At 52.3% G+C, this 26,748-nt stretch carries 26 protein-coding genes; 8 read left to right on the forward strand and 18 right to left on the reverse strand.

Annotated elements, in window-relative coordinates:
- The first annotated feature begins 154 nt into the window (after positions 1-154).
- Complete coding sequence (locus Q0L26_RS05995) at positions 155-3,883, forward strand: multifunctional oxoglutarate decarboxylase/oxoglutarate dehydrogenase thiamine pyrophosphate-binding subunit/dihydrolipoyllysine-residue succinyltransferase subunit (protein ID WP_296649256.1); 3,729 nt, start codon at positions 155-157, stop codon at positions 3,881-3,883.
- A gap of 2 nt (positions 3,884-3,885) precedes the next feature.
- The gene (locus Q0L26_RS06000; protein ID WP_296648725.1) at positions 3,886-4,497 is read left to right on the forward strand and encodes a GDSL-type esterase/lipase family protein; all 612 of its coding nucleotides are present in this window, start codon (positions 3,886-3,888) and stop codon (positions 4,495-4,497) included.
- Here Q0L26_RS06000 and rsrA read toward each other — a convergent pair.
- Together rsrA and Q0L26_RS06010 are read right to left on the reverse strand one after the other, a co-directional pair.
- Positions 4,494-4,745, reverse strand: coding sequence for a mycothiol system anti-sigma-R factor (rsrA, locus tag Q0L26_RS06005; protein ID WP_296648728.1), 252 nt, complete (start codon positions 4,743-4,745; stop codon positions 4,494-4,496). The genes Q0L26_RS06000 and rsrA overlap by 4 nt on opposite strands.
- Positions 4,745-5,350 (reverse strand): sigma-70 family RNA polymerase sigma factor, encoded by a 606-nt coding sequence (locus Q0L26_RS06010; protein ID WP_296648731.1) that lies wholly within the window; start codon positions 5,348-5,350, stop codon positions 4,745-4,747. The genes rsrA and Q0L26_RS06010 overlap by 1 nt, the downstream gene beginning before the upstream one ends.
- A gap of 75 nt (positions 5,351-5,425) precedes the next feature.
- Between Q0L26_RS06010 and aroA the strand changes: the two genes are divergently transcribed.
- The 4 genes from aroA to Q0L26_RS06030 all read left to right on the forward strand — a co-directional run bounded on the left by aroA (position 5,426) and on the right by Q0L26_RS06030 (position 9,404).
- Complete coding sequence (gene aroA, locus Q0L26_RS06015; RefSeq protein ID WP_296648734.1) at positions 5,426-6,721, forward strand: 3-phosphoshikimate 1-carboxyvinyltransferase; 1,296 nt, start codon at positions 5,426-5,428, stop codon at positions 6,719-6,721.
- Entirely contained in the window at positions 6,718-7,779 is a 1,062-nt protein-coding gene (gene rsgA, locus Q0L26_RS06020; RefSeq protein WP_296648735.1) for a ribosome small subunit-dependent GTPase A, read from the forward strand. The genes aroA and rsgA overlap by 4 nt, the downstream gene beginning before the upstream one ends.
- Before the next feature lie 9 nt (positions 7,780-7,788).
- Positions 7,789-8,568 carry an inositol monophosphatase family protein gene (locus Q0L26_RS06025; RefSeq protein ID WP_296648738.1) on the forward strand — a complete coding sequence of 260 codons (780 nt, stop codon included), beginning with the start codon at positions 7,789-7,791 and terminating at the stop codon, positions 8,566-8,568.
- 74 nt (positions 8,569-8,642) lie between these two features.
- A complete protein-coding gene (locus Q0L26_RS06030; RefSeq protein WP_296648742.1) occupies positions 8,643-9,404 on the forward strand; it encodes a GntR family transcriptional regulator in 762 nt (253 codons plus the stop codon).
- 57 nt (positions 9,405-9,461) lie between these two features.
- Here the strand turns inward: Q0L26_RS06030 and Q0L26_RS06035 are convergent, their stop codons facing one another.
- The 16 genes from Q0L26_RS06035 to Q0L26_RS06110 form a co-directional block, all read right to left on the reverse strand.
- The gene (locus Q0L26_RS06035; protein ID WP_296648745.1) at positions 9,462-9,875 is read right to left on the reverse strand and encodes a tautomerase family protein; all 414 of its coding nucleotides are present in this window, start codon (positions 9,873-9,875) and stop codon (positions 9,462-9,464) included.
- A 54-nt stretch (positions 9,876-9,929) separates the two neighbouring features.
- Positions 9,930-10,706 (reverse strand): TIM barrel protein, encoded by a 777-nt coding sequence (locus tag Q0L26_RS06040; protein WP_296648747.1) that lies wholly within the window; start codon positions 10,704-10,706, stop codon positions 9,930-9,932.
- Positions 10,707-10,838: 132 nt separating this feature from the next.
- Positions 10,839-11,849 (reverse strand): Gfo/Idh/MocA family oxidoreductase, encoded by a 1,011-nt coding sequence (locus Q0L26_RS06045; protein ID WP_296648750.1) that lies wholly within the window; start codon positions 11,847-11,849, stop codon positions 10,839-10,841.
- A 14-nt stretch (positions 11,850-11,863) separates the two neighbouring features.
- Positions 11,864-12,775: a sugar phosphate isomerase/epimerase gene (locus tag Q0L26_RS06050; RefSeq protein ID WP_296648752.1), complete on the reverse strand. Its 912-nt coding sequence runs from the start codon at positions 12,773-12,775 to the stop codon at positions 11,864-11,866.
- The gene (locus tag Q0L26_RS06055; protein ID WP_296648755.1) at positions 12,772-13,542 is read right to left on the reverse strand and encodes an ATP-binding cassette domain-containing protein; all 771 of its coding nucleotides are present in this window, start codon (positions 13,540-13,542) and stop codon (positions 12,772-12,774) included. The genes Q0L26_RS06050 and Q0L26_RS06055 overlap by 4 nt, the downstream gene beginning before the upstream one ends.
- Positions 13,539-14,636, reverse strand: coding sequence for an ABC transporter permease (locus tag Q0L26_RS06060; RefSeq protein ID WP_296648756.1), 1,098 nt, complete (start codon positions 14,634-14,636; stop codon positions 13,539-13,541). The genes Q0L26_RS06055 and Q0L26_RS06060 overlap by 4 nt, the downstream gene beginning before the upstream one ends.
- A 120-nt stretch (positions 14,637-14,756) precedes the next feature.
- Positions 14,757-15,791, reverse strand: coding sequence for a substrate-binding domain-containing protein (locus Q0L26_RS06065; RefSeq protein ID WP_296648759.1), 1,035 nt, complete (start codon positions 15,789-15,791; stop codon positions 14,757-14,759).
- 184 nt (positions 15,792-15,975) lie between these two features.
- Positions 15,976-17,010 carry a LacI family DNA-binding transcriptional regulator gene (locus Q0L26_RS06070; RefSeq protein WP_296648761.1) on the reverse strand — a complete coding sequence of 345 codons (1,035 nt, stop codon included), beginning with the start codon at positions 17,008-17,010 and terminating at the stop codon, positions 15,976-15,978.
- A gap of 62 nt (positions 17,011-17,072) precedes the next feature.
- Positions 17,073-17,948: a sugar phosphate isomerase/epimerase family protein gene (locus Q0L26_RS06075; protein ID WP_296648762.1), complete on the reverse strand. Its 876-nt coding sequence runs from the start codon at positions 17,946-17,948 to the stop codon at positions 17,073-17,075.
- Between the two features lie 22 nt (positions 17,949-17,970).
- Positions 17,971-19,896: a 3D-(3,5/4)-trihydroxycyclohexane-1,2-dione acylhydrolase (decyclizing) gene (gene iolD, locus Q0L26_RS06080; protein WP_296648765.1), complete on the reverse strand. Its 1,926-nt coding sequence runs from the start codon at positions 19,894-19,896 to the stop codon at positions 17,971-17,973.
- A gap of 18 nt (positions 19,897-19,914) precedes the next feature.
- Entirely contained in the window at positions 19,915-20,808 is an 894-nt protein-coding gene (gene iolB, locus Q0L26_RS06085) for a 5-deoxy-glucuronate isomerase (RefSeq protein ID WP_296648766.1), read from the reverse strand.
- A 25-nt stretch (positions 20,809-20,833) separates the two neighbouring features.
- Complete coding sequence (locus tag Q0L26_RS06090) at positions 20,834-22,330, reverse strand: CoA-acylating methylmalonate-semialdehyde dehydrogenase (RefSeq protein ID WP_296648768.1); 1,497 nt, start codon at positions 22,328-22,330, stop codon at positions 20,834-20,836.
- 25 nt (positions 22,331-22,355) lie between these two features.
- Positions 22,356-23,231, reverse strand: coding sequence for a deoxyribose-phosphate aldolase (locus Q0L26_RS06095; RefSeq protein ID WP_296648770.1), 876 nt, complete (start codon positions 23,229-23,231; stop codon positions 22,356-22,358).
- Positions 23,228-24,187: a 5-dehydro-2-deoxygluconokinase gene (gene iolC, locus Q0L26_RS06100; RefSeq protein ID WP_296648774.1), complete on the reverse strand. Its 960-nt coding sequence runs from the start codon at positions 24,185-24,187 to the stop codon at positions 23,228-23,230. Before iolC ends, Q0L26_RS06095 begins: the two co-directional genes overlap by 4 nt.
- Before the next feature lie 106 nt (positions 24,188-24,293).
- A complete protein-coding gene (locus Q0L26_RS06105) occupies positions 24,294-24,488 on the reverse strand; it encodes a DUF6186 family protein (protein WP_296648776.1) in 195 nt (64 codons plus the stop codon).
- A complete protein-coding gene (locus Q0L26_RS06110) occupies positions 24,488-25,051 on the reverse strand; it encodes a hypothetical protein (RefSeq protein ID WP_296648779.1) in 564 nt (187 codons plus the stop codon). The genes Q0L26_RS06105 and Q0L26_RS06110 overlap by 1 nt, the downstream gene beginning before the upstream one ends.
- Before the next feature lie 100 nt (positions 25,052-25,151).
- Here Q0L26_RS06110 and cysK point away from each other — a divergent pair, with 100 nt between their 5' ends.
- Positions 25,152-26,084, forward strand: a complete 933-nt coding sequence (gene cysK / locus Q0L26_RS06115) for a cysteine synthase A (protein WP_296648781.1) — start codon at positions 25,152-25,154, stop codon at positions 26,082-26,084.
- An 8-nt stretch (positions 26,085-26,092) separates the two neighbouring features.
- Positions 26,093-26,599: a serine O-acetyltransferase gene (gene cysE / locus Q0L26_RS06120; RefSeq protein ID WP_296648784.1), complete on the forward strand. Its 507-nt coding sequence runs from the start codon at positions 26,093-26,095 to the stop codon at positions 26,597-26,599.
- Positions 26,600-26,748 lie beyond the last annotated feature (149 nt).

Below are 26,748 nucleotides of genomic sequence, written 5' to 3' on the forward strand. Positions count from 1 at the left end.
ATGGTCAGAACCTGCTTTATCCATCTCCTAAATCATACCCGCGCCGATTTAGCAGAAACATTTAGCAAACCCCGCTTATCGCCATTCTGACCAAGTTCAAAAGGGTAGGCTTAAGTCTGCACATCGAACGGACAATCATAAAGAGGTGGTTTCTCTGTCAGGCAACGCTGAGAACGCAAACGGCGACAACGCATTCGGAGCCAATGACTGGCTCGTAGATGAGATGTACGCTCAGTGGCTTTCGAACCCCGACTCAGTCGACAAGGCGTGGTGGCCAATTCTCGAGTCATACCACCCGACCGAGACACCACATGCAACCACCGGCCCAGTTGACGTTCAGCCCGCAGCCCCAGTTGTTCCTGTTGCTCCGGTTGCACCTGTGACCCCAGCTGCTCCTGTTGCACCGGCAACCCCAGCAACTCCACTGGTTGCAAAAACCACAAGAATTGAACCTCGTCCGCAGCCGATTCCAGCACAGGCTCCCGTGACCGAGGCAATCTCAACCGTCGAAGAAGACGAAGAGCAAGACCAAGTAAACATTCTCAAGGGCATGTCTAAAGCACTTGCCACCAACATGGATGCTTCGCTTCAGGTTCCGACTGCAACATCGGTTCGCACCGTTCCAGCGAAACTTTTGATCGACAACCGAATTGTGATCAACTCTCACCTTTCACGCACCCGTGGCGGCAAGGTGTCGTTCACTCACATCATTGGTTACGCAATTATCCGAGCTCTAAAAGAGTTCCCAAGCCAAAACGTTTATTACGACCTCGTTGACGACCGCCCGGCAGTAATTCAGCCAGCGAACATCAACTTTGGTTTGGCTATCGACATTCCAAAAGAAGATGGCACCCGTGCCCTTCTGGTTCCTAACATTAAGCGCGCTCAGCGCCTGAACTTTGCCGAGTACTTGAGTGCTTACGAAGACCTAGTCAAGAAGGCCCGCGACAACAAGTTGACCGCTGGCGACTTTGCTGGCTCAACCGTGTCACTGACCAATCCTGGCGGCATCGGCACCGTGCACTCAGTGCCACGACTTATGAAGGGCCAAGGCTGCATCGTCGGCGCAGGCGCGCTCGACTACCCGGCCGAATTCCAGGGAATGTCTGACGCTCAACTTTCAAAACTCGGCGTGAGCAAAACCATCACTTTGACTTCAACCTATGACCACCGAGTTATTCAGGGTGCTGGTTCAGGTGAGTTCCTTAAGAAGGTTCACGAACTTCTATTGGGTGCCCGTGGCTTCTATGACGAGATTTTCGCCGACCTACGCATTCCATATGAGCCGGTCAAGTGGGTTACCGACTTTGAGCGCAATGAGAACGACGACCGCACCAAAGAGACACGCATCCAAGAGCTGATCAACGCTTACCGCGTTCGTGGTCACCTGATGGCAGATGTTGACCCTCTTGAATACAAGCAGCGCTCACACGCCGACCTAGACATTTTGAACCACGGTCTTTCTCTCTGGGATCTCGACCGCACCTTCAAAACCGGCGGTTTTGGCGGCAAATCAAAGGCTGAATTCCGCGAGATTTATAAGATTTTGCGCGACAGCTACTGCCGCACCGTTGGTGTTGAATACATGCACATTCAAGACCCAGCCCAGCGCAAGTGGTTCCAAGACAAGCTTGAGCGCCCATACGCAAAGCCAACTCGCGAAGAGCAGATGCGCATCCTAGAAAAATTGAACGAGGCTGAGGCCTTCGAAACTTTCTTGCAGACCAAATTTGTTGGCCAGAAGCGCTTCAGCCTCGAGGGTGGCGAGTCAACCATTGCCGCCTTGGATGAAATTCTTCAAGAAGCTGCCAACGCTGACCTGCACGAAGTTGTCATCGGCATGGCCCACCGCGGTCGCCTAAACGTTCTAACCAACGTTGCTGGCAAGACCTACGGTCAGGTCTTCAAAGAGTTTGAGGGCAACACCAACACCAAGACCGTTCAGGGCTCGGGTGACGTCAAGTATCACCTCGGCACCGAAGGCACCTTCACCAACATGGAGGGCAAGCAGGTTCGCGTTTCACTAGCCGCTAACCCTTCACACCTTGAAGCGGTAAACCCGGTTGTCGAGGGTATCGTTCGAGCAAAGCTTGACCGCTTTGACGCGATGTCCAAGGATGTCTACCCGGTGCTGCCGGTAATCATCCACGGTGACGCTGCCTTTGCCGGTCAGGGCGTTGTGCCAGAGGTTCTAAACATGTCTCAGCTTCGCGGCTACAAGACCGGTGGAACCATCAACATCGTGATCAACAACCAAGTTGGCTTCACCACCCCTCCGGGTGAGTCACGCTCAACCGTTTATGCAACCGATGTTGCCAAGGGCATTCAGGCTCCAATTTTCCACGTGAACGGTGACGACCCAGAGGCCGTAGTTCGCGTCGCTCGTTTGGCTTTCGAGTTCCGTCAAGAATTCAAGAAAGATGTAGTTCTAGACATCATCTGTTACCGCCGTCGCGGTCACAACGAAGGTGACGACCCGTCGATGACTCAGCCATTGATGTACAACCTGATTGAGGCAAAGCGCTCAGTTCGCACCCTGTACATGGAATCATTGGTTGGCCGTGGCGACATCACTCGTGATGAGTTCGAAGCTGCAAACGCAGGTTTCCAGAACCGTCTTGAGCAAGCATTCGTTGAAGTTCACGAGGCTATGGTTGCCGCTCCACCGTTGGTTCCACGCCCGGTAGGCATCGGAACCACCGCGAGCGACCAAACTGGTGTTGCCAACGCCACCGCGATCTCTCGCCAGATGGTTGAGCTAATCGGTGACGCGCACAACAACCAGCCACCTGCTTTCAACGTGCACCCTAAGCTTCAGCAGTTGCTAACCAAGCGAGTCGAAATGAGTCGCGAGGGCGGAATCGACTGGGGCTTCGGTGAGCTACTAGCTCTTGGTTCGCTCTTGGTCGAGGGCAAGGCAGTTCGCATGGCTGGCCAAGACAGCCGCCGCGGAACCTTCGTTCAGCGCCACGCTGTGTTCCACGACCGCATCAATGGTCAGGAATGGATGCCACTGCGCAACCTAACCGCAGACCAAGCCAAGTTCTACATCTATGACTCATTGCTCAGCGAGTATGCAGCCATGGGCTATGAATACGGTTATGCAGTTGAGAACCAAGATGCCTTGGTTCTTTGGGAGGCCCAGTTCGGTGACTTCGCCAACGGCGCCCAGAGCATCATCGACGAATTCATTTCATCTGCTGAACAAAAGTGGAACCAGCACTCCGGTGTGGTCTTACTTTTGCCTCACGGTTATGAAGGTCAGGGTCCAGACCACTCATCAGCACGAATCGAGCGCTACCTGCAGTTGTGTGCCCAGAACAACATGACAGTTGCTCAGCCTTCGACTCCGGCAAACCACTTCCACCTTCTTCGTCGCCAGGCATACTCAACGCCTAAGCGCCCGTTGGTGGTATTCAGCCCTAAGTCAATGTTGCGTCTCAAAGCCGCATCATCTGCAGTTGAAGATTTCACCACCGGAACATTCCAGACTGTTATTCCTGACCAGCAGAACCTTGATGCCAATGCAGTCAAGCGCGTTCTATTCTGTTCAGGCAAAATCTACTGGGATCTTCTTGCCGAGGCTCAGAAGCGTAACGATGGAACCACCGCAATCGTTCGCGTCGAACAGCTTTACCCAACTCCGGTTGACGAGATCAAGGCTGCGTACGCACAGTATCCAAATGCTGAATTGGTTTGGGTTCAAGACGAACCTGCCAACCAGGGCCCTTGGACTTACATCGGTTTGTTCTTGCCTCGCTACATGGATGGGCAAGTAGCCAAACTTGTATCTCGCCCAGCCAGCGCATCACCGGCAACCGGTTCTGCAAAAGCGCACGCTGCTGAACAAGCTGACCTTATTTCGAGAGCGTTCTCAATCTAAATATGAGCACCGAATCGCGTCGTGATGTGCGCATCGTCATTCTTGGCGATGCGCTTATCTCGGCCGCCGGCGACCCAAAAGGAATGGGTTGGGTAGGTCGAGTTACTTCAAAAACTCCACGCAACAACCCGCGAATCGACATTTTTGCTCTACCTGCCCCAGATGAAACAACGAGCATGCTTGCTGAACGTTGGGCTGCTGAGATCGGGCGCCGCTTCAGCGCCGAGACCGAAAATCGTTTGGTTCTGGCCCTCGGAAACACCGACCCGGCAGCGGGTATCTCACTTTCGAGAAGTCGCCTAAATGTTGCAACCATTGTTGACGAAGCAAAACGTGCCGGAATTCAGTCTTTTATCATTGGCCCAACTCCGCATCGCAACCCAGAGCTAAACCCTGAGGTTGAGCACCTAGCCACCGGCTTTGAAGATGTTGCCACTCGACGAGGCATTCCATTTGTCGACTGCTTCAGACCTCTCGTTGAGCACGAGGGCTGGAATCAAGAAATTTCAGGTTCTGACCACGGATTACCTGGCCAGATTGGTCACGGACTAGTGGCGTGGTTGGTTTTGAACCGCGGCTGGTACGAGTGGCTCGAACTGCCTGAATCTGATTAGTGAACTCCGCCGTTGGCCTGTATGCGGCGAATCTCGGCGAGTACTCGCTCGGCTAGCTCCTGAGGAACATCCTCCGTGCAACTCTGCTTGATGGCACCGTTGATGAGGGTCTCTAGGTCGTAATCAGTCTCACAACTGTCGCAGTTAGCAAGGTGAGCGGTGATGTCATCCAATTCTTGGTCAGACAGCTCATTGTGCAGATATTCATGCACGTGACGTTTAGTCTCTTGGCAGTCGATCTCAGACATTACTTAACCTCATCCTTGTTATCAGACACGTCATAACCCTCTTGGGCGGCATATTCGGCCAACAGAGTTCTCAAAAGTTTTTTGCCTCGGTGAAGTCGGCTCATCACGGTGCCAACCGGGGTTCCCATAATTTCGGCAATTTCGGCATAAGGCAAACCATCAACCACGGCGTAATAAACCACCATTCGAAACTCATCCGGAATCTGGTGCAGAGCATCCTTGATGGTTTCTGATGGCATATTGTCGATCGCCTCTAGCTCGGCAGATCGGCTAGCTAGCGAGGTTACCGACTCGGCTGAGCCGAGCTGCCAGTCTTCAAGGTCATCTAGACCACCCTTGGCCTGATCTTTTGCCCGTTTGTTGAACGAGTTGATGTGGGTGTTGGTCATGATTCGGTAGAGCCAAGCTTTGAGGTTGGTGCCCTGCTGATACTGGGCCCAAGCAACGAACGCTTTGGCAAAAGTCTCTTGAACTAGATCTTCTGCATCCGAGGGGTTTCGAGTCCAGCGGAGAGCCGCACCATACAGTTGCGGCATGAGCGGCAGGGCCTGCTGTTCAAACTCTTGAATCTGATTTTGCTTCGCCGAAGCGTCTTTTGACTTCATCGTTTTCGAGTTTAGTCTTGGCATGCCAAAGCCAGCACCCGAAGCAACAAAACTACTCATGGTAACTTTGAACCTATGACCTCTTCAGCGTATTCCCAGCCTTGGCCTGCCCCAATTGCCACGGGTGCGTTGAACGCTACCGTCTCGCTACCTGGGTCTAAATCTTTGAACAATCGCGAGTTGGTTTTGTCTGCAATTGCGAGCGAACCAACGCTCTTGACCGACACTTTGGCATCCAGAGATAGCACCCTGATGATTGAGGCGCTGCGCAGTCTTGGCACACAGGTTCAGGTCAACGATGACGGTTCAGTGCTGGTCACGCCTGGGGCTTTCAACCGCGAGGCAAAGATCGATTGTGGTCTAGCTGGCACGGTTATGCGATTCGTGCCACCCATTTCACTTCTAAGCAACCAGGATGTCTTGTTCGACGGTGATGAAGCCGCTCGTCGCCGCCCAATGAACGTGACCATCGACAGTCTTCGTGCCCTGGGTGCTGAGGTTTCAGACAACGGTTCAGGCGCCCTACCGTTCACCGTTCACGGAAACGGCTCAGTTGCCGGTGGCGAAATCACCATCGATGCATCAAGCTCAAGCCAGTTCGTTTCGGGCCTTTTGCTTGCCGCAGCTCGCTTTGAAAACGGCATCACGCTAAAGCACCAGGGTGAGCACCTACCTTCAATGCCTCACATCGAAATGACCCTCGACTGCCTAGCCAAGCGCGGAGTCAAAGTTTCTAGCCCTGCACCTGCGGTGTGGCGAGTAGAACCAGGCCCGATTGCCGGCGGCACGGTTGCCATCGAACCTGACCTTTCAAATGCTGGCCCGTTCTTAGCCGCAGCCATGGTTGCCGGCGGCGAGGTTTTTATCCCAGGATGGCCAGACTCAACCACCCAGGTTGGCGATGAGTTTGATGGAATTTTGCAACAGATGGGTGCCAAAATTGTTCGTGAAAACTTTGGCCTAAAAATCACCGGAACCGGCGCGATTCACGGCATCGACATTGATCTCTCAATCGGTGGCGAGCTAACCCCAGTTATTGCTGCATTGGCAGCACTTGCCGACAGCCCAACCATCATTCGCGGTGTCGCGCACCTTCGCGGTCACGAAACAGATCGTTTGGCAGCGCTGGCCGCCGAGATCAACCGAATTGGTGGCATTGCCCGCGAAACCCCAGATGGTCTCGAGATTGACCCGAGCGATAACCTTCACGGCGCTCTATGGCAGACCTACGAAGACCACCGCATGGCAACCGCGGGCGCCATCATTGGGCTGCGTGTGCCAGGCATTGAAATTGAAGACATTAAAACAACTTCAAAGACCATGCCCGATTTCGACAAAATGTGGAACAGCATGCTTGAAGGCAACGCTTGAGTTGGCTCTATGAGCCAGATCCGGGTCAGAACGACCTGGATGAAACCGATGTGCGCGTTCGCCCAAACCCAAAGGGCAACAAGCCACGAACCAAAAAACGACCTGAGCACAAAGAGGCCCCAATTGGTCTCGTTCTGGGCGTAGATGTTGGCCGTTATCGAGTCTTGCTCGAAGACGAAGAGCGCGTAATCAATGCAACTCTGGGCAAAGAGCTTCGCAAGCACGGTGCAGCCGTAGGCGATAACGTGGCTCTGGCCGGCGACATCTCAGAAACCGTTGGCGCACTTGCAAGAATTGTTCGCATCGAACCACGCACATCTTTGCTTCGTCGCAGTGCCGATGACTCTGACTTAGTCGAACGCGTGATTGTTGCAAACGCCACCCAAATGGCCATCGTGGTGGCTATCGCCAACCCCGAACCAAGAACTCGACTGATTGACCGCTATTTGGCAGCAGCCTACGACGCAGGTCTCAAACCGATTCTCATCATCACCAAAACCGACCTGGCCGACCCGGCAGAGTTCTTGGCCAACTTTTCAGGCCTGAGCATCCCAGTGGTTTTGAATCGCTCGGATGACCCTGCCCTCCCCCGTTTGCGTGAGTTGCTAGACGGGCAAACCACAGTATTTGTTGGTCACTCAGGTGTGGGCAAATCAACGCTCGTAAACGCACTCGCACCGCACGCACTGCGAGCCACCGGCGGAGTAAATGCAGTTACCGGCCGCGGGCGTCACACCAGCTCTTCGGTGCGAGCAATTCAACTCGACGAAACTGTCGGCCAAGGTTGGATCATTGACACTCCAGGTGTTCGTTCATTTGGCCTAGGGCATGTCAAGCCAGAGAATCTGCTCAAGTCTTTCGAAGATCTATGGTCAGTTATCGAAACCTGCCCACGCGACTGCACTCATGCTGCCGACGCTCCTGACTGCGAACTCGACACAGCAATTGCCAATGGCACTTTAGGTGAGCACGGTGCTTCGAGAGTTGATTCGCTCCGCCGATTGATGACATCGCTGGCTACTCATTCAGACAAATCCATCGACAAGAGCGCGGAATAGACTTTATTCATGAACTTTGTCGCCGACCTCGCGCTTGCCCTTGAACTGGCAGACACCGCAGACCAAATCTCACTGCAGCGATTTCGTGCGCTTGATCTAAAGGTCGAGACCAAGCCAGACCGAAGCCCGGTTACCGACGCTGACAAAGCCGTTGAAGCAGCCTTGAAGGCAATTCTGGCCGAGAAGGCTCCAACCGATGCCCTAATTGGCGAAGAGTATGGTTCAAGCGATGGTTCAACCAACCGAACCTGGATCATCGACCCAATCGACGGCACGGCAAACTACCTTCGTGGTGTGCCAGTCTGGGCAACTTTGATTGCACTTTCTATCGATGGCAAGCCGACTGTCAGCGTAGTCTCAGCACCAGCCCTGGGTCGCCGCTGGTGGGCTGCTCCGGGCATTGGAGCACACACCCGTGAGATTGACGGCACCGAACGTCAAATCACCGTGTCGGGCATTTCTGAGCTTGAAAACGCATCGCTAAGCTACAACAACCTGCAGCTCTGGGATCAATCTGGCAAATTGCCGCAACTCATTGACCTGAGTCGCAAAATTTGGCGCACTCGTGCTTACGGAGATTTCTGGAGCTACATGTTGCTGGCCGAAGGTTCAGTCGACATCGTGGCCGAACACGACCTCAAAATATATGACATTGCCGCACTGGTTCCGGTAGTTGAATTGGCTGGCGGAAAATTCTCAGACCTGGCCGGAGTTTTGACGGCGGAATCATCATCGGTGCTGGCGACCAACAGCAAATTACACGACTTGACCCAAGCCACATTTCGCTAAAAATTAGCAACTAAGTGCTAATGTTCTAACAAATTGCCAAAGTATGGCGACTGTTAGTTAGCAAGAGGTAACAAGTGAATCAGCAAGAGCAGATTCTGCCGATGTCAGCGTTTATGGACCTTGACCGCTCAGGCCCTATTCCCCTGTATTTTCAGGTAGCTCAGAAGATTGAGCAGGCCATCATGGATGGCACTTTGCCGGCTGGCTCACGCCTCGAAAACGAGGTTGCTCTCGGTGAGCGTCTAGGCCTTAGCCGCCCAACAGTTCGCCGTGCGATTCAAGATCTCGTTGACAAAGGCTTGCTGGTTCGCCGTCGCGGCATTGGAACTCAGGTTGTTCATGGCCAGGTCACCCGTGGCGTTGAGTTGACCTCGCTTTATGAAGACCTTGCCCGCAGTGGCCAGAAGCCTTCCACCACCTTGATTGACTACAAGATTCAAAAGGCTGATGCAAAAATCGCTGAAAAGCTTGGCGTGGCTGTAGGTGCAAACGTTCTGTATGTAAAGCGCCTGCGTTCTGCTGACAACGTTGCGGTTTCAATTCTTGAGAACTGGCTGCCTACAGAGTTCACCGAGATCACCGAAGCAGAGCTGAATGAGTTTGGCCTTTACCAACTGCTTCGATCACGCGGTGTCACCATCCGTGTTGCAAAGCAACGCATCGGCGCTCGCAAGGCCAGCGCCACCGAATCTAATCTGCTTGACATTGAGAAGAGCGCTGCGCTGTTGACCATGGATAGAACTGCCTACGACAATTCAGGCAAGGCAGTTGAGTTTGGTCACCACTGCTACCGACCAGATCTTTACTCGTTCGAAGTGACTCTCGTCGAGAAATAACCATTAAAAAGAAATGGACCCAGGCTGCAGCCACGGGTCCATTTTTTTGCGTTGAGCCTAGGCAGCCCCAGCTGCCGGCACCGCTAACTCACCGGTTTGGTATTGGGCAATCCCGAATCCAAAAGACCAATCCTGTGGGCCGTTCTCTACATAACCGATGAAAACGTCTTCACCGGTTACGCCAAGCGCTGCAAGATTTGCGTGAATCTTTGCATATAGAGCTTGTTTAGTTTCTACTGATCGACCACGCTGGGTGAAGATTTGAATCATGACCACACCATTGGTGCGCTCAAAACCCAAGCCAGCGTCTTCGGCGATAATCGAACCATTTTCGAGCTGGTTGATGATCTGAAAGCGGTCGCGAGGCGGAATGCCATAAACGTCAACAATCGCCTCGTGAATGGCGTCAGCAATTGCCTTTACGGCCTCAGCTGTTCGCCCACGGTTTAGGTCGATTCTGACTAGTGGCATTTCGTCCTTTCAAGTAGAAATACTTTGTAAGGACATTATTACATATTTAAATGACTATTGCGAGAATGCTTTTCTGAAGTCTTCGAGTGCCCGCTCTGAGTCACCACTAGCCCAGCCTTCAAGACCAACCACACCGTTGTATCCCAGCTCAGTCAAAGCTTGCGCAATTCTCGGGTAATAAATTTCACCAGTTCCAGGCTGGCAGCGCCCAGGCACATCGGCAACTTGAATTTCACCAATCCAAGGCAGGCACTCGGTGACCAAACCGACCAAATTGCCCTCGCCTATTTGTGCGTGGTAGAGGTCAAGATTCAACTTCAGGTAATCACTATTAACTGATTCGACCAGGGCCAGAGTGTCGGCCGCTTTGGCAAATGGCACGTTTGGGTGATCAACCAGATTATTGAGGTTCTCAAGGGTGAACACTCGGTTGTGCGCAGCGCCGAGATCGGCAAGTCTCGCCAAAGTGTCTTTGGCCTTGGCCCAGTCGGCACCGGTTACTACTGGAGTTGGCTTAACAGCCTGACCATCACCATCAAGCCCGGTGCCGTGCAGGTTCAATCTTGGTGAATCGATAATTTTGGCTGCCTCTAGCGAAAGCTTGGCAGTCTCAATAAGACGGTCAGCGCCCTCTTCGGTAATTAGATCGCCCTCGATGTATCCGGTCATCGAAGAGAACGTTGCACCGGTCGCGGCCAGCGCTTGCATGTCCTTGGTAGTCCAGTTCCAGATTTCTACCTGAAAACCCAAATCACGGATGCGCTCTACGCGCTGAACAAATGGAAGGTCAAGAAATAGCATCTCCGCTGATGCTGCAAGTTGAAAAGTCATGGTTACTTTCGAGAGATTTTTCAGGCGTCTTTGCCTATAGATATTTTAGTTCGGAACGGTCCAAATTTGTCGCAAAAATTGACCCGACCAGCACTTCCATACCGGTCGGGTCAATTTGATCACTAACGACGATTAGCGATAAAACGCCGGTTTCTTCTCGTAGTTTGCAGCTACTTTCTCTCCGCTATGCAACGCAGAAAGTCCAGCCTCAACCGCGGCTGCGGCGAGGTAACCATCCCAGGCATTTGGGCCATCAATCTTGCCAATTTTCACTGCGTTCACCCAACGCTGAATTTGCGAATCGTAAGCAGCAGCGAATCTAGTCTTGAATGACATGTGTTCCGCTGTGGCAATCTGACCACCGGCAAACAAGTTGAGACCGGCTGTACGGCCAATCTCAGCTATTCCCTTCTGAAAAACAGCCTCGGTCTTTACCTGGTAGCCGAATTGAACTGAGACGTTCATTTCGACAGTGGCCAAAACCCCTGACTCGGTTTCAAGCAGTGCCAGAATCGGCTCTAGCAACTTGTCAGGCGACAGTTCATTGCGCTTCATGTACTTCACTTCTACAGATTTAATTGGTGAGTCGGTCAAAAAGCGCACCACATCGATTTCGTGAACAATGGAATCGAAAATCAACATGTCATTGTGGTAAGTGTCGGGCACTGCCGGGTTGCGATGAGCACAGTGAAGACCCAGCAATTCACCCTGGCTGCCAGAAGCAATCAACTCGCGAAGTTCCATGTAGCCAGCATCGAATCGGCGCATAAAGCCCACCTGAATCAGCTGCTTTCCAGTAGCTATCTCAGCTTCAACAATTCGAAGAGAAGATTCGGCATCCGGGGTAAGTGGCTTTTCGCAAAGAATTGGTAACCCGGCACCAAGCGCGGGCAGCAGAACTGGCTCGTGGAACTGCCCCGGGGTTGCTATTAGGACAGCATCGATGCCGCCGTCGGCAATTGCAGCCTCGATGTTTGGATACCATTTAGCATTCGGTGCGTCTGCAAGAGCAGCTTTGGCTCGGCCCTCGTCTGGTTCAACTACGGCCGCAACCTGAGCACCTACAATGCGATTTTCAATTCGGATGATGTGATCTGCACCCATCAAACCTGCGCCAACAACGGCGATTTTTAGTTCAGACATGATTCTCTTTCAGGTTATATAAAACGGGCTGCATGAGTGCATGAGCCAATGTGATCGCGGGTGCGTTTCGCAACTGGGAAAGGAAAATCGACGTCGCAGCCGTACATATCCTGTTCTACGATTGCGAACATCTCAGGGTTGATTTCGGCAGCCTTTTCAAGAATCGGAGCGAACTCAGGAACTCCTTCAAAGCCGGGCTCGGTCATAACTCCTTTAGCTACAGCATCGACGAACGGCATGTCGTTCTTCAATGCCTCGGCGAGGATGTCTGGATGCACTTGCTTCAGGTGCAGGTAACCGATGCGCTCAGGGTAGGCATTCATCAGTTTGACGTTGTCACCCAAGTAGTAGGCGAAGTGACCGGTATCTAGACACAGATTGGTGAATTCCTTGCTGGTCTCCTGGAGAAAGCGCTCCACCTCGGCATACGTTCCAATATGGCTATCGGCATGAGAGTGGAATTGTTGTTTGATGCCATACTCTTCGAGTAAAGCCTTGCCCAACTTGTCATGGCCAGCAGCCAATTTCTTCCACTGGTCGTTTTCGAGAGTTCGTGCCTCAAGAACCTCAGCGGTAGCGTCGGAACGCCACAGGTCAGGAATCACCACAAGATGCTCAGCACCGAGCTTAGAAACCAAGCCAGCAACGTCTAGCGCCTGATCCCAGGCTCGCTTCCACTGGTCGTCACCTTTGTGGAAACCGGTGAAGACGGTACCAGCTGACAATTTGAGGTTGTGCTCTTCAAGAACATCCGAGAGTTGATTTGGGTCAGTTGGTAGATAACCGTAAGGGCCCAATTCGATCCAGTGATAACCAGCCTCCTGAACTTCATCTAAGAATCGTTCCCAGGGAACTTGCTGAGGGTCATTTGGAAACCAAACACCCCATGAGTCTGGAGCCGTTCCGACTCGAATTTGACCACTCATTTTTTGCCTTCGCGGTAACGACGAATGCCCTCAGCGCCGCCAACCACGGCAGCGGTAAGTTCTTCAACGGTGGTGTCTTCTTTGCGAACATCCAGAATCTTGCGACCGTGGTTCATAACAATGTGGCGGTCACACACCTGGTAGGCGTGGTGAAGGTTGTGAGTAACTAATACCGAGCTCACACCCTCGCCTTTGAGTTGGCGAAGATAGTCAAGCAAGGCTTCGGTTGCTCGAACTGCAAGTGCCGAAGTTGGCTCGTCAAGAATCAAGAGTGAGCGCTTGAAGTGCACTGCACGCGCAATCGCAACCGCCTGAGCTTGACCACCTGAGAGAGAAGAAACCAACTGCTTCGGCGACTTAATGCCCTCGATAGTCACAACGCTGTCAAGAACATCTGCAGTGATCGCGTCCATTTCTTTAATCTTCATCAGACCAAGTTTGTTGGTTATCTCACGACCCATGAAGATGTTGCGAGTGATGCTCATCTGAGGAACCAGAGCTGAATCTTGAAAAATGGTTTCAACACCAAGTTCTTCAGTCTTTTCGCGGTTGATGTTCTCGATTTTGGTGCCATCCCAAAAGAACTCGCCGGCAGTTGCATCAACAACACCCGACATAATCTTCACCAAAGTTGACTTACCAGCTCCGTTGTCGCCTAAAAGGCCTACTACTTCGCTTTTGCCAATTTCGAACGAAACATCGTTTAGAACTGTGTTTGGGCCGTACTTCTTTGTAACGCCCTGAACTCTAAGGAGTGGAGTGCTCATCGTGCTTTTCCTTCCATGACCTTGTTGAAGATCGAGGCGATAACAATGGTGATACCGACAAATAGTGTGATGTAGAAACCAGGTGCCTTTGCAAGCAACAAGCCGTTTCGAATTAGTTCAATGAGGGCTGCACCGACGATGATGCCAATTACGCTTCCGCGGCCACCGTTTAGTGAGGTGCCACCAACAACCGCTGCTGCAATTGCGAACAGAGTGAAGTCTTGAGTAGCTGATCCACCAGGTTGCATCGATGAAGTTCTGACTGCGATCAAAATTGACGCGAATCCGACGAGACCACCGAAAGTTGCAAAAGCGATTAGTTTGATTTTCTTTGAGTTAATAGAGATAGCCTCGGCTGCAGACTCGTTGCCGCCAACGGCAAAAATGTGGTTACCCAACTTGTGGCGGTGCAAGAAGAACCAGGCAAGAACTCCAAGGATGAGTAGCCAAACCAGTTGTGACCGGAAAGAGCCGAAGTCTTGAGCAAAAAGGAACACCATTACTTCGTCGCGAGACTTGGTAAGGATCGCTGGCGTGGTACCGTTCACAAAGATTGATGCCCCGGCCCAGAAGAAGCTCATACCCAGAGTTGCAATGAACGATGGAATTCTGGTGAAGACCACGATTGATCCATTTACCAAAGCGATGAATACACCGCTCAGAATTCCACCGATGATTCCGGCAGCAAGACCAAAAGATTCAGAGAATTTGATGAAAACAATCGCGTTGAAGGTAATTGCAGGGCCGAGCGATAGATCAAACTCTCCAGCAATCATCAAGATTCCGGCTGCCAGACCAAGAATGGCCAGCACTGGGATGCTCTGTGAAATAACACCTGAAAGGTTGTTTGGGTTAAGGAATGCGAAACCGGTCGGGCTAATAACGCTCGCGACAATGTAGCCAATCAGAAGAACTGCAAGCACGATGCTGATTTCAAATGCGCCGCGACCGCGAATGAACTGAAGTTCGTTTTTCATTCGGCCGATAAAAGTGGTTGGTTGCTTGTCAGATAGTCGCTTCACCTGAGTGATCGCTTCTGTAGCTAGTGGGGCCTGAAGAACTGGCTTCTTCTCGCCTGGTGGACGGTTTGACATTGATATTCCTTTTCCTCTCAGCATCTTTGCTGTGTAGAGAATTTATAAACTTTGGGGGTGTGCATCGAGGCCGGCCAAGTATTTTGCTCGACCGGCCTCGACGCTATTTGAAACTAGTTATTACCAGCGAACGCCCTGAAGGTCAGGCGCTTCGATGTTGGCAACGTTGTCCTTGGTGATTAGACCGTTACCGCCTGAGTTGATGTTCGCAGCTGAGAAGCCGAAGTCAAGGCTAAGTACACCCTGCATAACAGCCTGGAAGCCCTGAACATAACCCTGCTGGTCAGCAGTTGCAAGGATGACGCCATCCTTTAGGCCCTGGATGATGGCCGGAGCGGTGTCAAAACCCATTACCTTGGTGGTGGTGTTTCCAGCGGCTACAAGAGCAGCAGGAAGGTTGCGGTGAGGGGTTCCACCAACTGGAACCATGACCTTTACGTCAGGATTAGCAACTAGGTAAGTGGTTAGAGCGTCAAGTGCTGGCGCGTCATCTCCACCGGTACGTAGCCACTCGCTCTGAGGAAGAACGTTTACGCCGGCCTTCTTTAGAACGTCGTAAACGCCACCACCACGCTGAAGAGCGTAAGGCTGGTCTGGTTCTTCTGCAGTGATCTGTACTTTGTCACCCTTTGCAACAGCGCCTGAGTCAAGCAGGTTCTGACCGATGATGGTGCCCACGGTGTAGAAGTCTTGACCTACGAAGCCTGAAACACAAGCGCCTGCTGATGCAGGAGCTGGAACGTTGAAGGCAATAACTGTGATGCCTGCATCGTGTGCCTGACAAGCGACGTCAACCCATGCTTCACCTTCGTTGAAAGGCATCAGGATCAATGCTGGCTTGGTCGCGATTGCGGTCTGAACTAGGTTCACCATTGCTGCAGAGTCGCCCTCAGCAGTCTGGTGGGTGAAGTTCAAGTTACCTAGCTTCGCTGCATCTTCGCCACCCTTGAGGATTTGCGCCCAGAAAGCATCGCCGGCTGGGTTGTAGTAGGTGAAGAAGTAAGCGTCACGTGCTTCGGCGCGCTTGCCGAAACCGCTGTCTAGGCCTACTGCCGCTGTTGGTTCTGCTGCAGGTGCGCTGCAACCTGCAAATGTAAGAGTCGCTGCTACAGCAAGGGCTGCCGCTGCGATGGTCTTTTTGTTGAATAGCTTCACTTCGTTGTGTCCCTTTCGTGTTGGATTTTTGAGATTGGTTTCAAGTAACTAATCGAACCCAACACGAATTTAGCGTTAACGACGAGGCATTGTTATAACAAAGGGTCCATATTTGATAACAAATCAGTAAAGATTCACTAGCACGTGCTAGTAGCCTGTCCCCTAAAAATAGGCGTTTTTATAACTAATCCTTGCTACCAATTGGCTGGCACGTGCTAGCACGCACTACAAGAGTGGAGCTAGTCAGGAATGTTTCAGACAGATACTTGTCACCCTTAATGCGGGCGGCCAAGTCTTCAACAGCAGCCCTTGCGAGCTCTTCTGGATCCTGTCGAACAGTTGTCAAACTTAGGAATTCTTGTTTTGCAATAGTGTCGTCATAGCCCACTACTGACATATCTTCAGGCACACGCAAACCTGCTTTTTGCAGGCGATAGACCAAACCAAATGCGCTCTGGTCGTTATTGCACACAACAGCAGTAGGCAGTTGTTCGAGATTCAAAATTTTGTCAGCCGCCAATGCGCCGCCAGGCTCGGCAAAGTCGCCAGTGATCGAGACAATCGTTTTCTTCAATTTGTGTTTATCCATTGCTGATTCATAACCTTCGAGTCGGTACTCGATGTCGAGCATGTCTTTGGCATTGACATAGGCAATCGACTTATGACCCAGCGAAATCAAATACTCGACTGCGTCAAATACTCCCGATTCACCGCGAGACGAAACAACGCCACAACGAACAGTTGAAAGTCGACGTCCGAGACTGACCAGCGGAATTGTTCGGGCAAGTTTCTGCAGTCTCGTCAAACTCAATGTTGATGCAATCAGGATCAGGCCGTCGCAACGGTGGCCAATAACTTCGTCAATTGCCTCAAGATCGGTTCGATCGCTAGAAATCGCGCTCAACACCACCTGAAAACCCTGTTCGGCTGCCTGTTTATAAATGGCGGGGATAATCTCGTAGGTCGAGGTTTCTGCGGCATGAAAAACAACGCCGATGTACTTCGAGCCCTCACGGCGCAATGACTGAGCGGCAAGATTTGGGCGGTAGCCGAGTTCTTTTGCAGCAGCACGAATCTTGGCCTCGGTCTCGGGGCCAACCCCGGGTGCATCACGAAAGACCAAACCAACAAGCTGTCGCGATACTCCAACCTTGTCAGCCACGTCTGCCATCGTTGGCGGCCTTTGATCGTTTCGACTTTTAATCTCTTTTTTTGCCATGTTCTTATCCTAAAAACAGAAAGTGGGCTACCGAATCGGTAACCCACTTAGTGAACTGTTTATTACGCGAGCGCTGCGATGCGCTTTTCCATTTCTTGGCGCTGAAAAATAGCCACGGCGCGAGCATTGTCGTTCTCAGCGAAAACGCTAGAGCACATGATGCTGTTCGGGTTATCCAAGAAGCCAATTGACTTTAGCCCAGAGAAGAACTCGTCAAAATTGACGTCACCGTCATTCATCTTGAGGTGCTGGTGAACACGAACAGCGTTGCCCGGTGGGTTGGTTATGTAGCGCAACCCGTGCGAAGCGGTGTGGTCCATGGTGTCTGAAACGTGCACAATTCCCAGACGGTCGCCAGCAGCCTGCATAATTTCAAGCGGCTGGTTACCCATGTGGAAGGTGTGAGAGGCAACGTAAACCATGCCAAAATTCTTTGAGTTGATTCCACGGATCACGCGCCAGGCAGCGAGGCCGTTCTCAACAAAGTCATCTGGGTGCGGGTCGATAAAGACCTTGATGCCTTCTTTTTCGATGATCGGAACAAGCTCTTCCATCGAGCGATAGAAAGCGCGTTCTGATTCTTCGGCACGCTCAGGGCGGCCATTGAACTCGGTACCGATGGTGTCGACACCAAGATCTGCGGTGATGCGAATCACGCGCTTCCAGTATCGAACCGCTGCTTCACGCGCATCTTCATCTGGGCCTGACCAACGCAAAACCGGCAGGGTTGATGCAATTTCTACGCCGGCGTCTTTGCAAGCCTTGCGCATGGCTTTCACAAGGTCGTCATCAGCCTTTGGGTGGTTGAAGAAGGGAATCATGTCGGCGTGCGGAGTCATCTGCAGGTACTTGTATCCGAGGTCTGCTGCGAGCGCCGGAAACTCAAGTAGCGAGTGGGTGCTGTGGAACGGGGTTGGGTCTAATGCAATTTTGACCATGATTCTCTCCTTAGCTTCTTTGCTAGTTCTTGCGCTCTACAGCGCCCTTGCCGATGAGTGCCTTTTGAGTCTTCTTGACCTCGTCGTAACCGACAAATGCCTTCTGGGTGCTCTCTAGCTCAGATACTGGCATAACCGGTACATCCCACCAACCCTCACCGTCTGGCGCGTAGATCAATGGATCGTTGTTGATGTGAATCAGAACCGGGCCACCAACGTGAGCCTTAGCCTGCTTCATGGCAGCCTTTAGGTCGGTGATTGAATCTGGGCCTGGTTCTACACGGATAACCTTCACGCCGTAGCTCTCTGCGTTTGCAGCGAGGTCAATCGGCAGAATGTCGCCGGTCTCGTGGTTGTTGCCAGCTTCATCGCGGTAGCGATACTTGGTTCCGTAGCGCTGCGAACCTACATCCTCTGACAGGTGGCCGATCGAGGCGTATCCGTGGTTCTGAATTAGAACTGTGATGAACTTTAGGCGTTCTGCAACAGCCGTAACCAATTCGGTGTGCATCATTAGGTATGAACCGTCGCCAACCATGACGATTGCGTCACGCGTCTTGTCGGCACGGGCAACACCTAGACCGGCAGCGATCTCATAACCCATGCATGAGAAGGCATACTCAACGTGGTAGCCAAGGTCATCGCGCACTCGCCATAGCTTGTGTAGGTCGCCTGGCAGTGAACCGGCAGCACATATCACAACGTCTCGGGCATCACTTGACTGCTGCACAGCACCGATGATTTCAGGCTGACCCGGAAGCTCGCGGCGCTGGTCTTCGAATGCTGCGTCGACCGCTGCATCCCAAATGCTCTTTTGCTCGGTGTAGTGACTGCGGAAATCGCTGGCCACGCTGTAACCAGAGAGTTCTTCACCCAACTCGATGATTGATTCACGAGCGTCAGCAACGACAGGAATAGCTGATCCGTGCTTGAAAGCATCGAAAGATGCGATGTTGATGTTGATGAACTTCACGTTCGGGTTCTGGAACGCGGTGCGGCTAGCGGTAGTGAAGTCACTGTAGCGAGTACCGATGCCGATGATGACATCTGCCTCAGCAGCAATGCGGTTTGCAGCGGTGGTGCCAGTTGCGCCAACTGCACCTAGGTTCTGTTCGTGATCCCAAACTAGTGAACCAACACCAGCCTGAGACATGCCCACAGGTATACCGGTCTGCTCAACAAATCGACGAAGCTCTTGGTTAGCGTCTGAGTAAATCACGCCACCACCGGCAACGATCATCGGGCGCTTTGCACCACGAATTGCAGCTGCTACCTCGGCCATCAAGCCGCGGTCTGGGCGAGGGCGACGAATGTGCCATTCGCGATCTGCCAGAAATTCTTCTGGAACATCGATGAACTCAGCCTGAAGGTCTTCAGGCAAGCAAACAGTCACCGCACCGGTTTCTACCGGGTCAGTCAAAACACGCATGGCGCCAAGCATGGCTGAGAAAACCTGCTCTGGACGGGTGATTCGGTCAAAGAATCGAGACAACGGCTTGAACGCATCGTTCACAGTCAGGCTTGCATCGTGCGGCTGCTCTAGCTGCTGAAGAACAGGGTCGGCAACGCGGTTTGCAAAGGTGTCAGATGGCAATAGCAAAACCGGCAAGCGGTTGGTGGTGGCAACTGCCGCTGCGGTCAAAAGGTTTGCCGCACCTGGGCCAACCGATGCTGCACAGGCGTAGGTAGAGCGGCGACGAGTCATTCGTGAATAGGCAATTGACTCGTGACCCATGGCCTGCTCATTGCGTGCCTGGTGATACGGCATCATTTCAGGGTTGGTCACCGAAAGCTGTTTTAGCGACTGGCCAATTCCAGCAACGTTTCCGTGCCCAAAGATGCCATAGAAGCCCTCGATAGTGCGCACACGGATGTCGCCATCGACGGTGTACTGGTGAGCTAAGAATTCAACGATTGCCTGACTGACAGACATTCTGCGAGTTGCCATTTTTGTTTCTTTCTCTGATTACGCCGTGTAAGGAAGTCTTGGGTCTGGATCTTGACTGTGCCAGGTCTCGCGAATCCAAGCCTGGTTTGGGTCGTCGGTGATATTCCAACTGCGATCGGGGTCTGGGCCGGCCATCACGTTGAAGAAGTAAAGGTCATAGCCAGGTGTAGCCATCGCTGGGCCATGCCATCCGTGTGGAACTAGACCGACATCGCCCGAACGAACTTCTTCGAGGATGTTAAAGTCACGCTCGTCTGAAGCGTAACCGCGAAGAAAGCCGGTTGGGTCTGTCACCATCGGAGCGGTAACTCCGCGGGTGACCGCAGTCTCGAAGTAATAAATTTCTTCGAGATTCGATTCAACGCCAGGGATGTAAGTATCGTGCTTGTGGGCTGGGATGCCAGACCAGTTGCCGGCTGGAACAATCACTTCGACAATGATGAATCGGTCTGCGTCGAGCGTGTCTGGAACGCCAAAGTTGTGAACCTGACGGCTTTCGCGCCCAGCTCCGCGAACAAATACTGGAACGTCTTCTGCTGCCATGAAACTCACCGGCTTGGCATTTTTTGCCGGAGCTTCACCGATGCAGACACGGCCATCGCCCTGAATTTTGATTTCAGTGTCGACCGGTAGGTAAAGCATGTCGGTGGTTCCGTGAAAAACCGATTTGCGACCACGCAAGAACTTGCTGGTGAACTCAGAGTCTCCAGCTAGACGGTATTCAACTTTCAGGCCCTGGCCTTCGAGCGCAAAAATCATGCGCTCGAGACCATCGGCCGGCAGGTGAAACTTGCGGTTTTCGCCAAGGGTGCCAACTCGAAGGCCAGTGTGTTGCCAGCCCTCGATTGAACCATCGACCAGGACATCCCAGCCGTCTTGGCTCAATTCACCTTTTTTGTAAAACCACGTCATTGGAGTCTCTAACTTCTTCGAAAAACTAGTTCTGTGGGAAGCCTAGGTTAATTCCACCGTGGCTTGGGTCAAGCCAGCGGCTAGTGATTGCCTTGCCGCGGGTAAAGAAGTGAACACCCTCTACACCGTGAGCCTTGGTGTCACCGAACAATGATGACTTCCAGCCACCGAATGAGTAGTAGGCAACTGGCACAGGAATTGGCACGTTGATGCCGATCATGCCAACCTCAACTTCGTTCTGGAAACGGCGAGCTGCGCCACCATCGTTGGTGAAGATAGCTGTTCCGTTGCCGTAAGCACCGTTGTTGATTAGGTCTACGCCCTCTTCATAAGTCTTTACGCGCACAATTGAGAGCACTGGACCAAAGATCTCTTCGGTGTAAACCTTTGATGAGGTTGGAACCTTGTCAATCAGGGTTGGGCCAAGCCAGAAACCGTTTGGTGCACCATCGAACTTGTCATCGCGGCCGTCAACAACTACATCTGCGCCATCTGCCTTAGCGATGTCGATGTATGAAGCAACCTTGTCGCGGTGAACCTTGGTAACCAATGGGCCCATGTCGCAACCACGACGACCGTCTCCGGTGCGAAGGGTTGCCATGCGGGTCTTGATCTTCTCAATCAGGTCATCAGCAACCGGCTCGACCGCAACAACAACAGAGATTGCCATGCAGCGCTCACCAGCAGAACCAAAGCCTGCGTTGATTGCTGAGTCGGCAACTAGGTCAAGGTCGGCGTCAGGAAGAACCAACATGTGGTTCTTAGCTCCACCAAGTGCCTGAACACGCTTGCCGTGACGAGAACCAGTTTCGTAGACATACTGAGCGATTGGGGTTGAACCAACGAATGAGATTGCCTTTACATCCGGGTGGGTCAATAGGCCATCAACAGATTCTTTGTCACCGTTTAGAACAGTAAATACACCGTCAGGTAGACCTGCTTCTTTAAGAAGCTCAGCCATCCAAATTGCGGCTGAAGGGTCTTTTTCAGAAGGCTTCAAAATTACGCAGTTTCCGGCAGCAAGTGCAATCGGGAAGAACCACATTGGAACCATGGCCGGGAAGTTGAATGGGCTGATTACGCCAACAACGCCGAGTGCCTGACGAGTTGAGTAAACATCAACACCGGTTGAAACGTTCTCAGAGTAGAAACCCTTAAGCAGGTGAGGCATACCGGTTGCGAATTCAACGACTTCTTGACCACGGGTGATTTCACCAAGTGCGTCAGACAAAACCTTGCCGTGCTCAGCTGTGATGATTTCAGCAAGCTCTGGCTTTTTGCGGTTCAACAACTCGCGGAAGTTGAAAATGATTGCCTGGCGACGAGCCAACGACAGGTTGCTCCACGCCGGGAAAGCTGCCTTGGCTGAAGCAATAGCCTCAAGAATTTCAGCTTCGTTGGCAAGGGCTACGTGCTTGGTTACTTCGCCAAGTGCTGGGTCATAAACGTCAGCGGTGCGGCCAGAGTTGCTTGCTTTGTGGGCACCGTTAATCCAGTGGCCAACTACAGGTAGGTTGCTCATTTGTTTTTCCTTTTCCTAAATCTGATTAACCGTGAACTAGTTCAACGGCGGTTGCGATGGCTGACGCTACGTCGCCATCCTTTGGGTAGAGAAGGCTGCGACCAACAACAAGGCCGCGAACGCCCGGCAGAACCAAGGCTTTGCGCCATGACTCGAAGGTTTCTTCCATGGTGCCAACTGGGTCTCCACCGAGAAGAAGCGTAGGCATGGTGGTTGCTTCCATCACGCGCTCCATGTTTTCTACAACTGGCAGCTTCATCCAGGTGTGGCCACTTGAGTTACCTAGGCCTGAAGCGATGGCGATCGAGAGAATTACCTGCTCGGTTGAGAGGTCGTTCCTGATAGCCCCGTTGACCCATTCACTGATGAACGGCTCAAGCATGATTGGAACACCGGCAGCTGCTGAATCGCTAACAGCCTGAGCGGTTGCTTCGAGCATGTTTGCGGTGCCAGCATCTGAGAAGTTCACACGGTTGAGGGTCTTTGCAAAATCAAGACCATCGCGAACGATGCCTTCAACGTTGTAGGCACCAAAGCGGTCATCCATCTCAAAGCTTGCGCCCTTTAGGCCACCGCGGTTCATTGAACCAACAACCAATTTGTTGTCGAGTAAACCGAGCAAAGCCAGGTCATCAATGATGTCTGGGGTTCCCAAAACACCATCAACGCCAGGATTCTGCAAGGCAATAGCCAGGTTTTCAAGAAGCTGGTAGCGGTTAGCCATGGCCTCAGGGTCTTTGCCAACGCCTAGTGCTGCACGGGCCGGGTGGTCAGCAGCGACGATGAATAGTCGACCATCACCCTGGATAACCTCGCGGCGCTTGCGGTTCTTGTAAATCTCGGCGAGCGCACCCGGGTTAGCAGCGCGTGTTTCGCGCAACTTGTCGAAATCTAGATTCACTTGTTCATTCCCTTCAAGATGTCTTCAACTTCTTCAAAAGTTGGCATTGCAGTTGAGCACTCGAGGCGGCTAGCAACGATTGCGCCAGCTACGTTTGCGAATTGCAAGATTCGCTTTAGCTCCCAGCCCTGAAGCAATCCATAGCAGAATGCGCCACCAAAGCTGTCGCCAGCACCAAGGCCATTGACCACGTCTACAAAGTAAGGAGGTACTTCAACGGTCTCTTCGCGAGTCTTGGCAAGCACACCCTTCGGGCCCTGCTTTACGACTGCAATCTCAAGGCCACGCTCTAGCAATGCATCGGCGGCACGCATTGGCTCGGTCTCGCCAACGGCCACCTCACACTCTTCTTTGTTGCCGATTGCTATGGTCACCTTGTCTAGTGCTCGTGAAACCTGTTCACTGGCTAGTTCAGGTGAAGACCAGAACATGGTGCGGTAGTCAAGGTCAAGAATGGTGTTTGCCTTGCGACCGCGGGCATCCCAGGCAACGTGGTGAGCGGTGCGGCTCGGCTCCTGGCTAAGACCGGTCACAGTTGACCAGTAGATCCTTGCCTGCGAGATAGCGTCTAGGTCTAGCTCATTCTGGTTGATGACCAGGTCTGGTGCCTTCGGCTCGCGGTAGAAATAAAGCGGAAAGTCATCCGGTGGAAAAATCTCGCAGAAAACAACCGGGGTTGGCAAACCTTCGACTCCAGAAACGAAGCGGTCGTCAACACCCAAGCGAGTCAACTCTTCATGGATGTATTTGCCGAACGGGTCGTTACCGGTGCGAGTGATCACCGCTGACTTCAAACCATACTTGGCAGCAGCAACAGCAACGTTGGTGGCACTGCCGCCAAGAAACTTGCCAAAAGAAGTGACGTGCTCAAGGCCAACGCCAACTTGCAAAGGATAAATATCGACACCTACGCGACCAATAGTGATCACATCAAAGGGTGCATTGCGCTCGGCCATACTTCCTCGTACAACTTTCTGATTGGTGAAACTTAGGAACTAAGTGTTTGTCCTAACATACTGACATTAAACAACACTATAGTCACAAGTTTCTCCGCGCAACACGCTATTCGGTGAAGAAATGCCAACCTAGCCACCACCACACCACAACCAATGCCAGGCGGGTGTTGCGATGATGCATGATTCTGCTAATTAGCGCGCCAAACGGGGCAATTTTGTTTGGCCAAAATCTGCCGCCCAGCCAAATAGCAAAGCCCAAAATAATCACTGCTATGTATTCAAGAATTGGAATCGAAGGCATTAGCGCTTTCTCCGTATCTGAAGCAACCCAACGCCGATAGCCATCCAAACAATCAAAAAGATTGCTCGGCCGTAGGGCGAATCAAGCACCGGATTCACCAGAACCGAAATTGTCGGAAAGCTCGAATCGTCTTTATAAACCTCAGCAAAGATGAAGGCAAAGAGTTCAGATACAGCCATCATTAGCGCCAGCGTGATCCAAATCGCTTTGGTTCGCCCCATAACTTTGGTTGAGCCCGGCTTCGGCCCGTGATCACGGTAATAAACCATAGTGATGGCAATCGGCGCCAGAACCAGCAAGAGCAGTTTGTCTTGCCAACCATCGCGCTCTGAAAAAAACAACACGCTCGAGCTGATAGCCATAACCAGCAGAATCACCCAACCACTGACCTTTGGGCGCTCTGGCATGTGCCACTTAACCCAGTGCTTCCAGTCGGCAATAAGCAGCAAACATCCAAGGCCAAAAATGAGGGCATCTAGCCCAGAGCCACGGATGATGTGAAAAAGCGTAACGAATGCAAAGACGGGCAACCATGGGTTGATGCCGGTCAATAAACGCTTCATGGTTAGAGGCTAGCGGCAAATCGTAACAGTTAGAAACAAGCATTTTCGGGTCGCTATATTTGACCCAGAAGCTCCAACTCGTCTTACCCAAAGGAAAATCATGGCGATTTACAACAACATCACCGAGGTAGTCGGAAACACCCCTCTAGTGCGAATCAACCGCATTATCGAGGGCCCTGCCGAAGTTCTAGCAAAGCTTGAGTTTTATAACCCAAGCGCAACCGTAAAAGACCGCATCGGAATTGCCATGGTCGACGCCGCAGAGCGTTCAGGTCAGCTAAAGCCAGGCGGCTCAATTGTTGAGGCAACCTCAGGCAACACCGGAATCGCATTGGCGATGGTGGGTGCTGCTCGCGGCTACAAGGTTATCTTGACCATGCCTGATTCAATGAGCAAGGAGCGTCGCACCCTGCTTCGCGCTTATGGTGCAGAGCTAGTTCTAACCCCAGCTGCGGAGGGTATGCGCGGTGCTGTTGCTAAGGCAGCCGAGATCGGCCAGACCCGCGGAGCTGTAGAGGTTCGTCAGTTTGCCAACCCAGCAAACCCAGAGATTCACCGCAACACCACAGCACAAGAAATCTGGCGCGACACCGACGGCCAGGTTGCAGCTATTGTTGCCGGCATCGGCACCGGCGGTACCATCACCGGTGTTGGCCAGGCTCTGAAGGCACTGAACCCAGATGTAAAGATCTTTGCGGTTGAACCAGAGGCATCACCGATTCTTAACGGTGGAACCCCAGCTGGTCACCCAATCCAGGGAATTGGTGCAAACTTCATCCCTGAGATTCTTGACACCAACATCTACGACGAGGTTCTTGACGCTCCTACCGAAGAGGCCATCAAGTGGTCACGTCGATTGGGCGCTGAAGAGGGCATCCTTGGTGGTATTTCATCAGGTGCAGCTATCTGGGGCGCTTCTCAGATTGCAGCTCGCCCGGAGTTTGCCGGCAAGAAGATTGTTGTAATCATTCCTTCATTCGGTGAGCGCTACCTATCAACAGTTCTTTACAAAGACCTTCAGGACCTAGACTAAAAAGTACTTTGATACGTTTTCGCGAAGACATTAAAACTGGCATCGAGCGCGACCCGGCAACTTACGGCGCGCTCGAGCTTGTTTTAACCTCACCAGGACTCCACGCTCTTTGGCAGCACCGCATTAACCATGCGGTCTACAAGAGCGGTTTTCGCGTTCTTTCTCGCGTTATGGCTACTGCTACGCGCTTCTGGACCGGCGTTGAAATTCACCCAGGTGCCCAAATTGGCCGTCGAGTCTTCATCGACCACGGTATGGGGGTTGTAATTGGCGAAACCGCAATTATCGGCGACGACGTGCTCATTTATCACGGCGTGACTCTTGGCGGAAAAGAAAACATCACTGCAAAGCGCCACCCAACAATTGGCAACAATGTTGTGATCGGCGCAGGTGCGGTTGTTCTCGGCAACATCACCATCGGCGACAATTCATCGATCGGCGCAGCCACCATCGTGACCAAAGATCTTCCAGCGGGCTCAATTGTTGTTGGCCCACAAATGCGAACCATCAAATAACTAACTGCAGTTTCTGTCAGTTGCCTGTGAGTCGCTTGACACCCAAAATCATGGATGTACTCTACTGATATACGAACAGTAGGGAGGCGAAAATGAACAAGATGACTGATGGCTGCTGCAACGGTGGTTGCAACTGCGGCAAGTAAAGA

Origin of the sequence: Rhodoluna sp., from assembly GCF_024641065.1 — a bacterium.
Taxonomy (GTDB): domain Bacteria; phylum Actinomycetota; class Actinomycetes; order Actinomycetales; family Microbacteriaceae; genus Rhodoluna.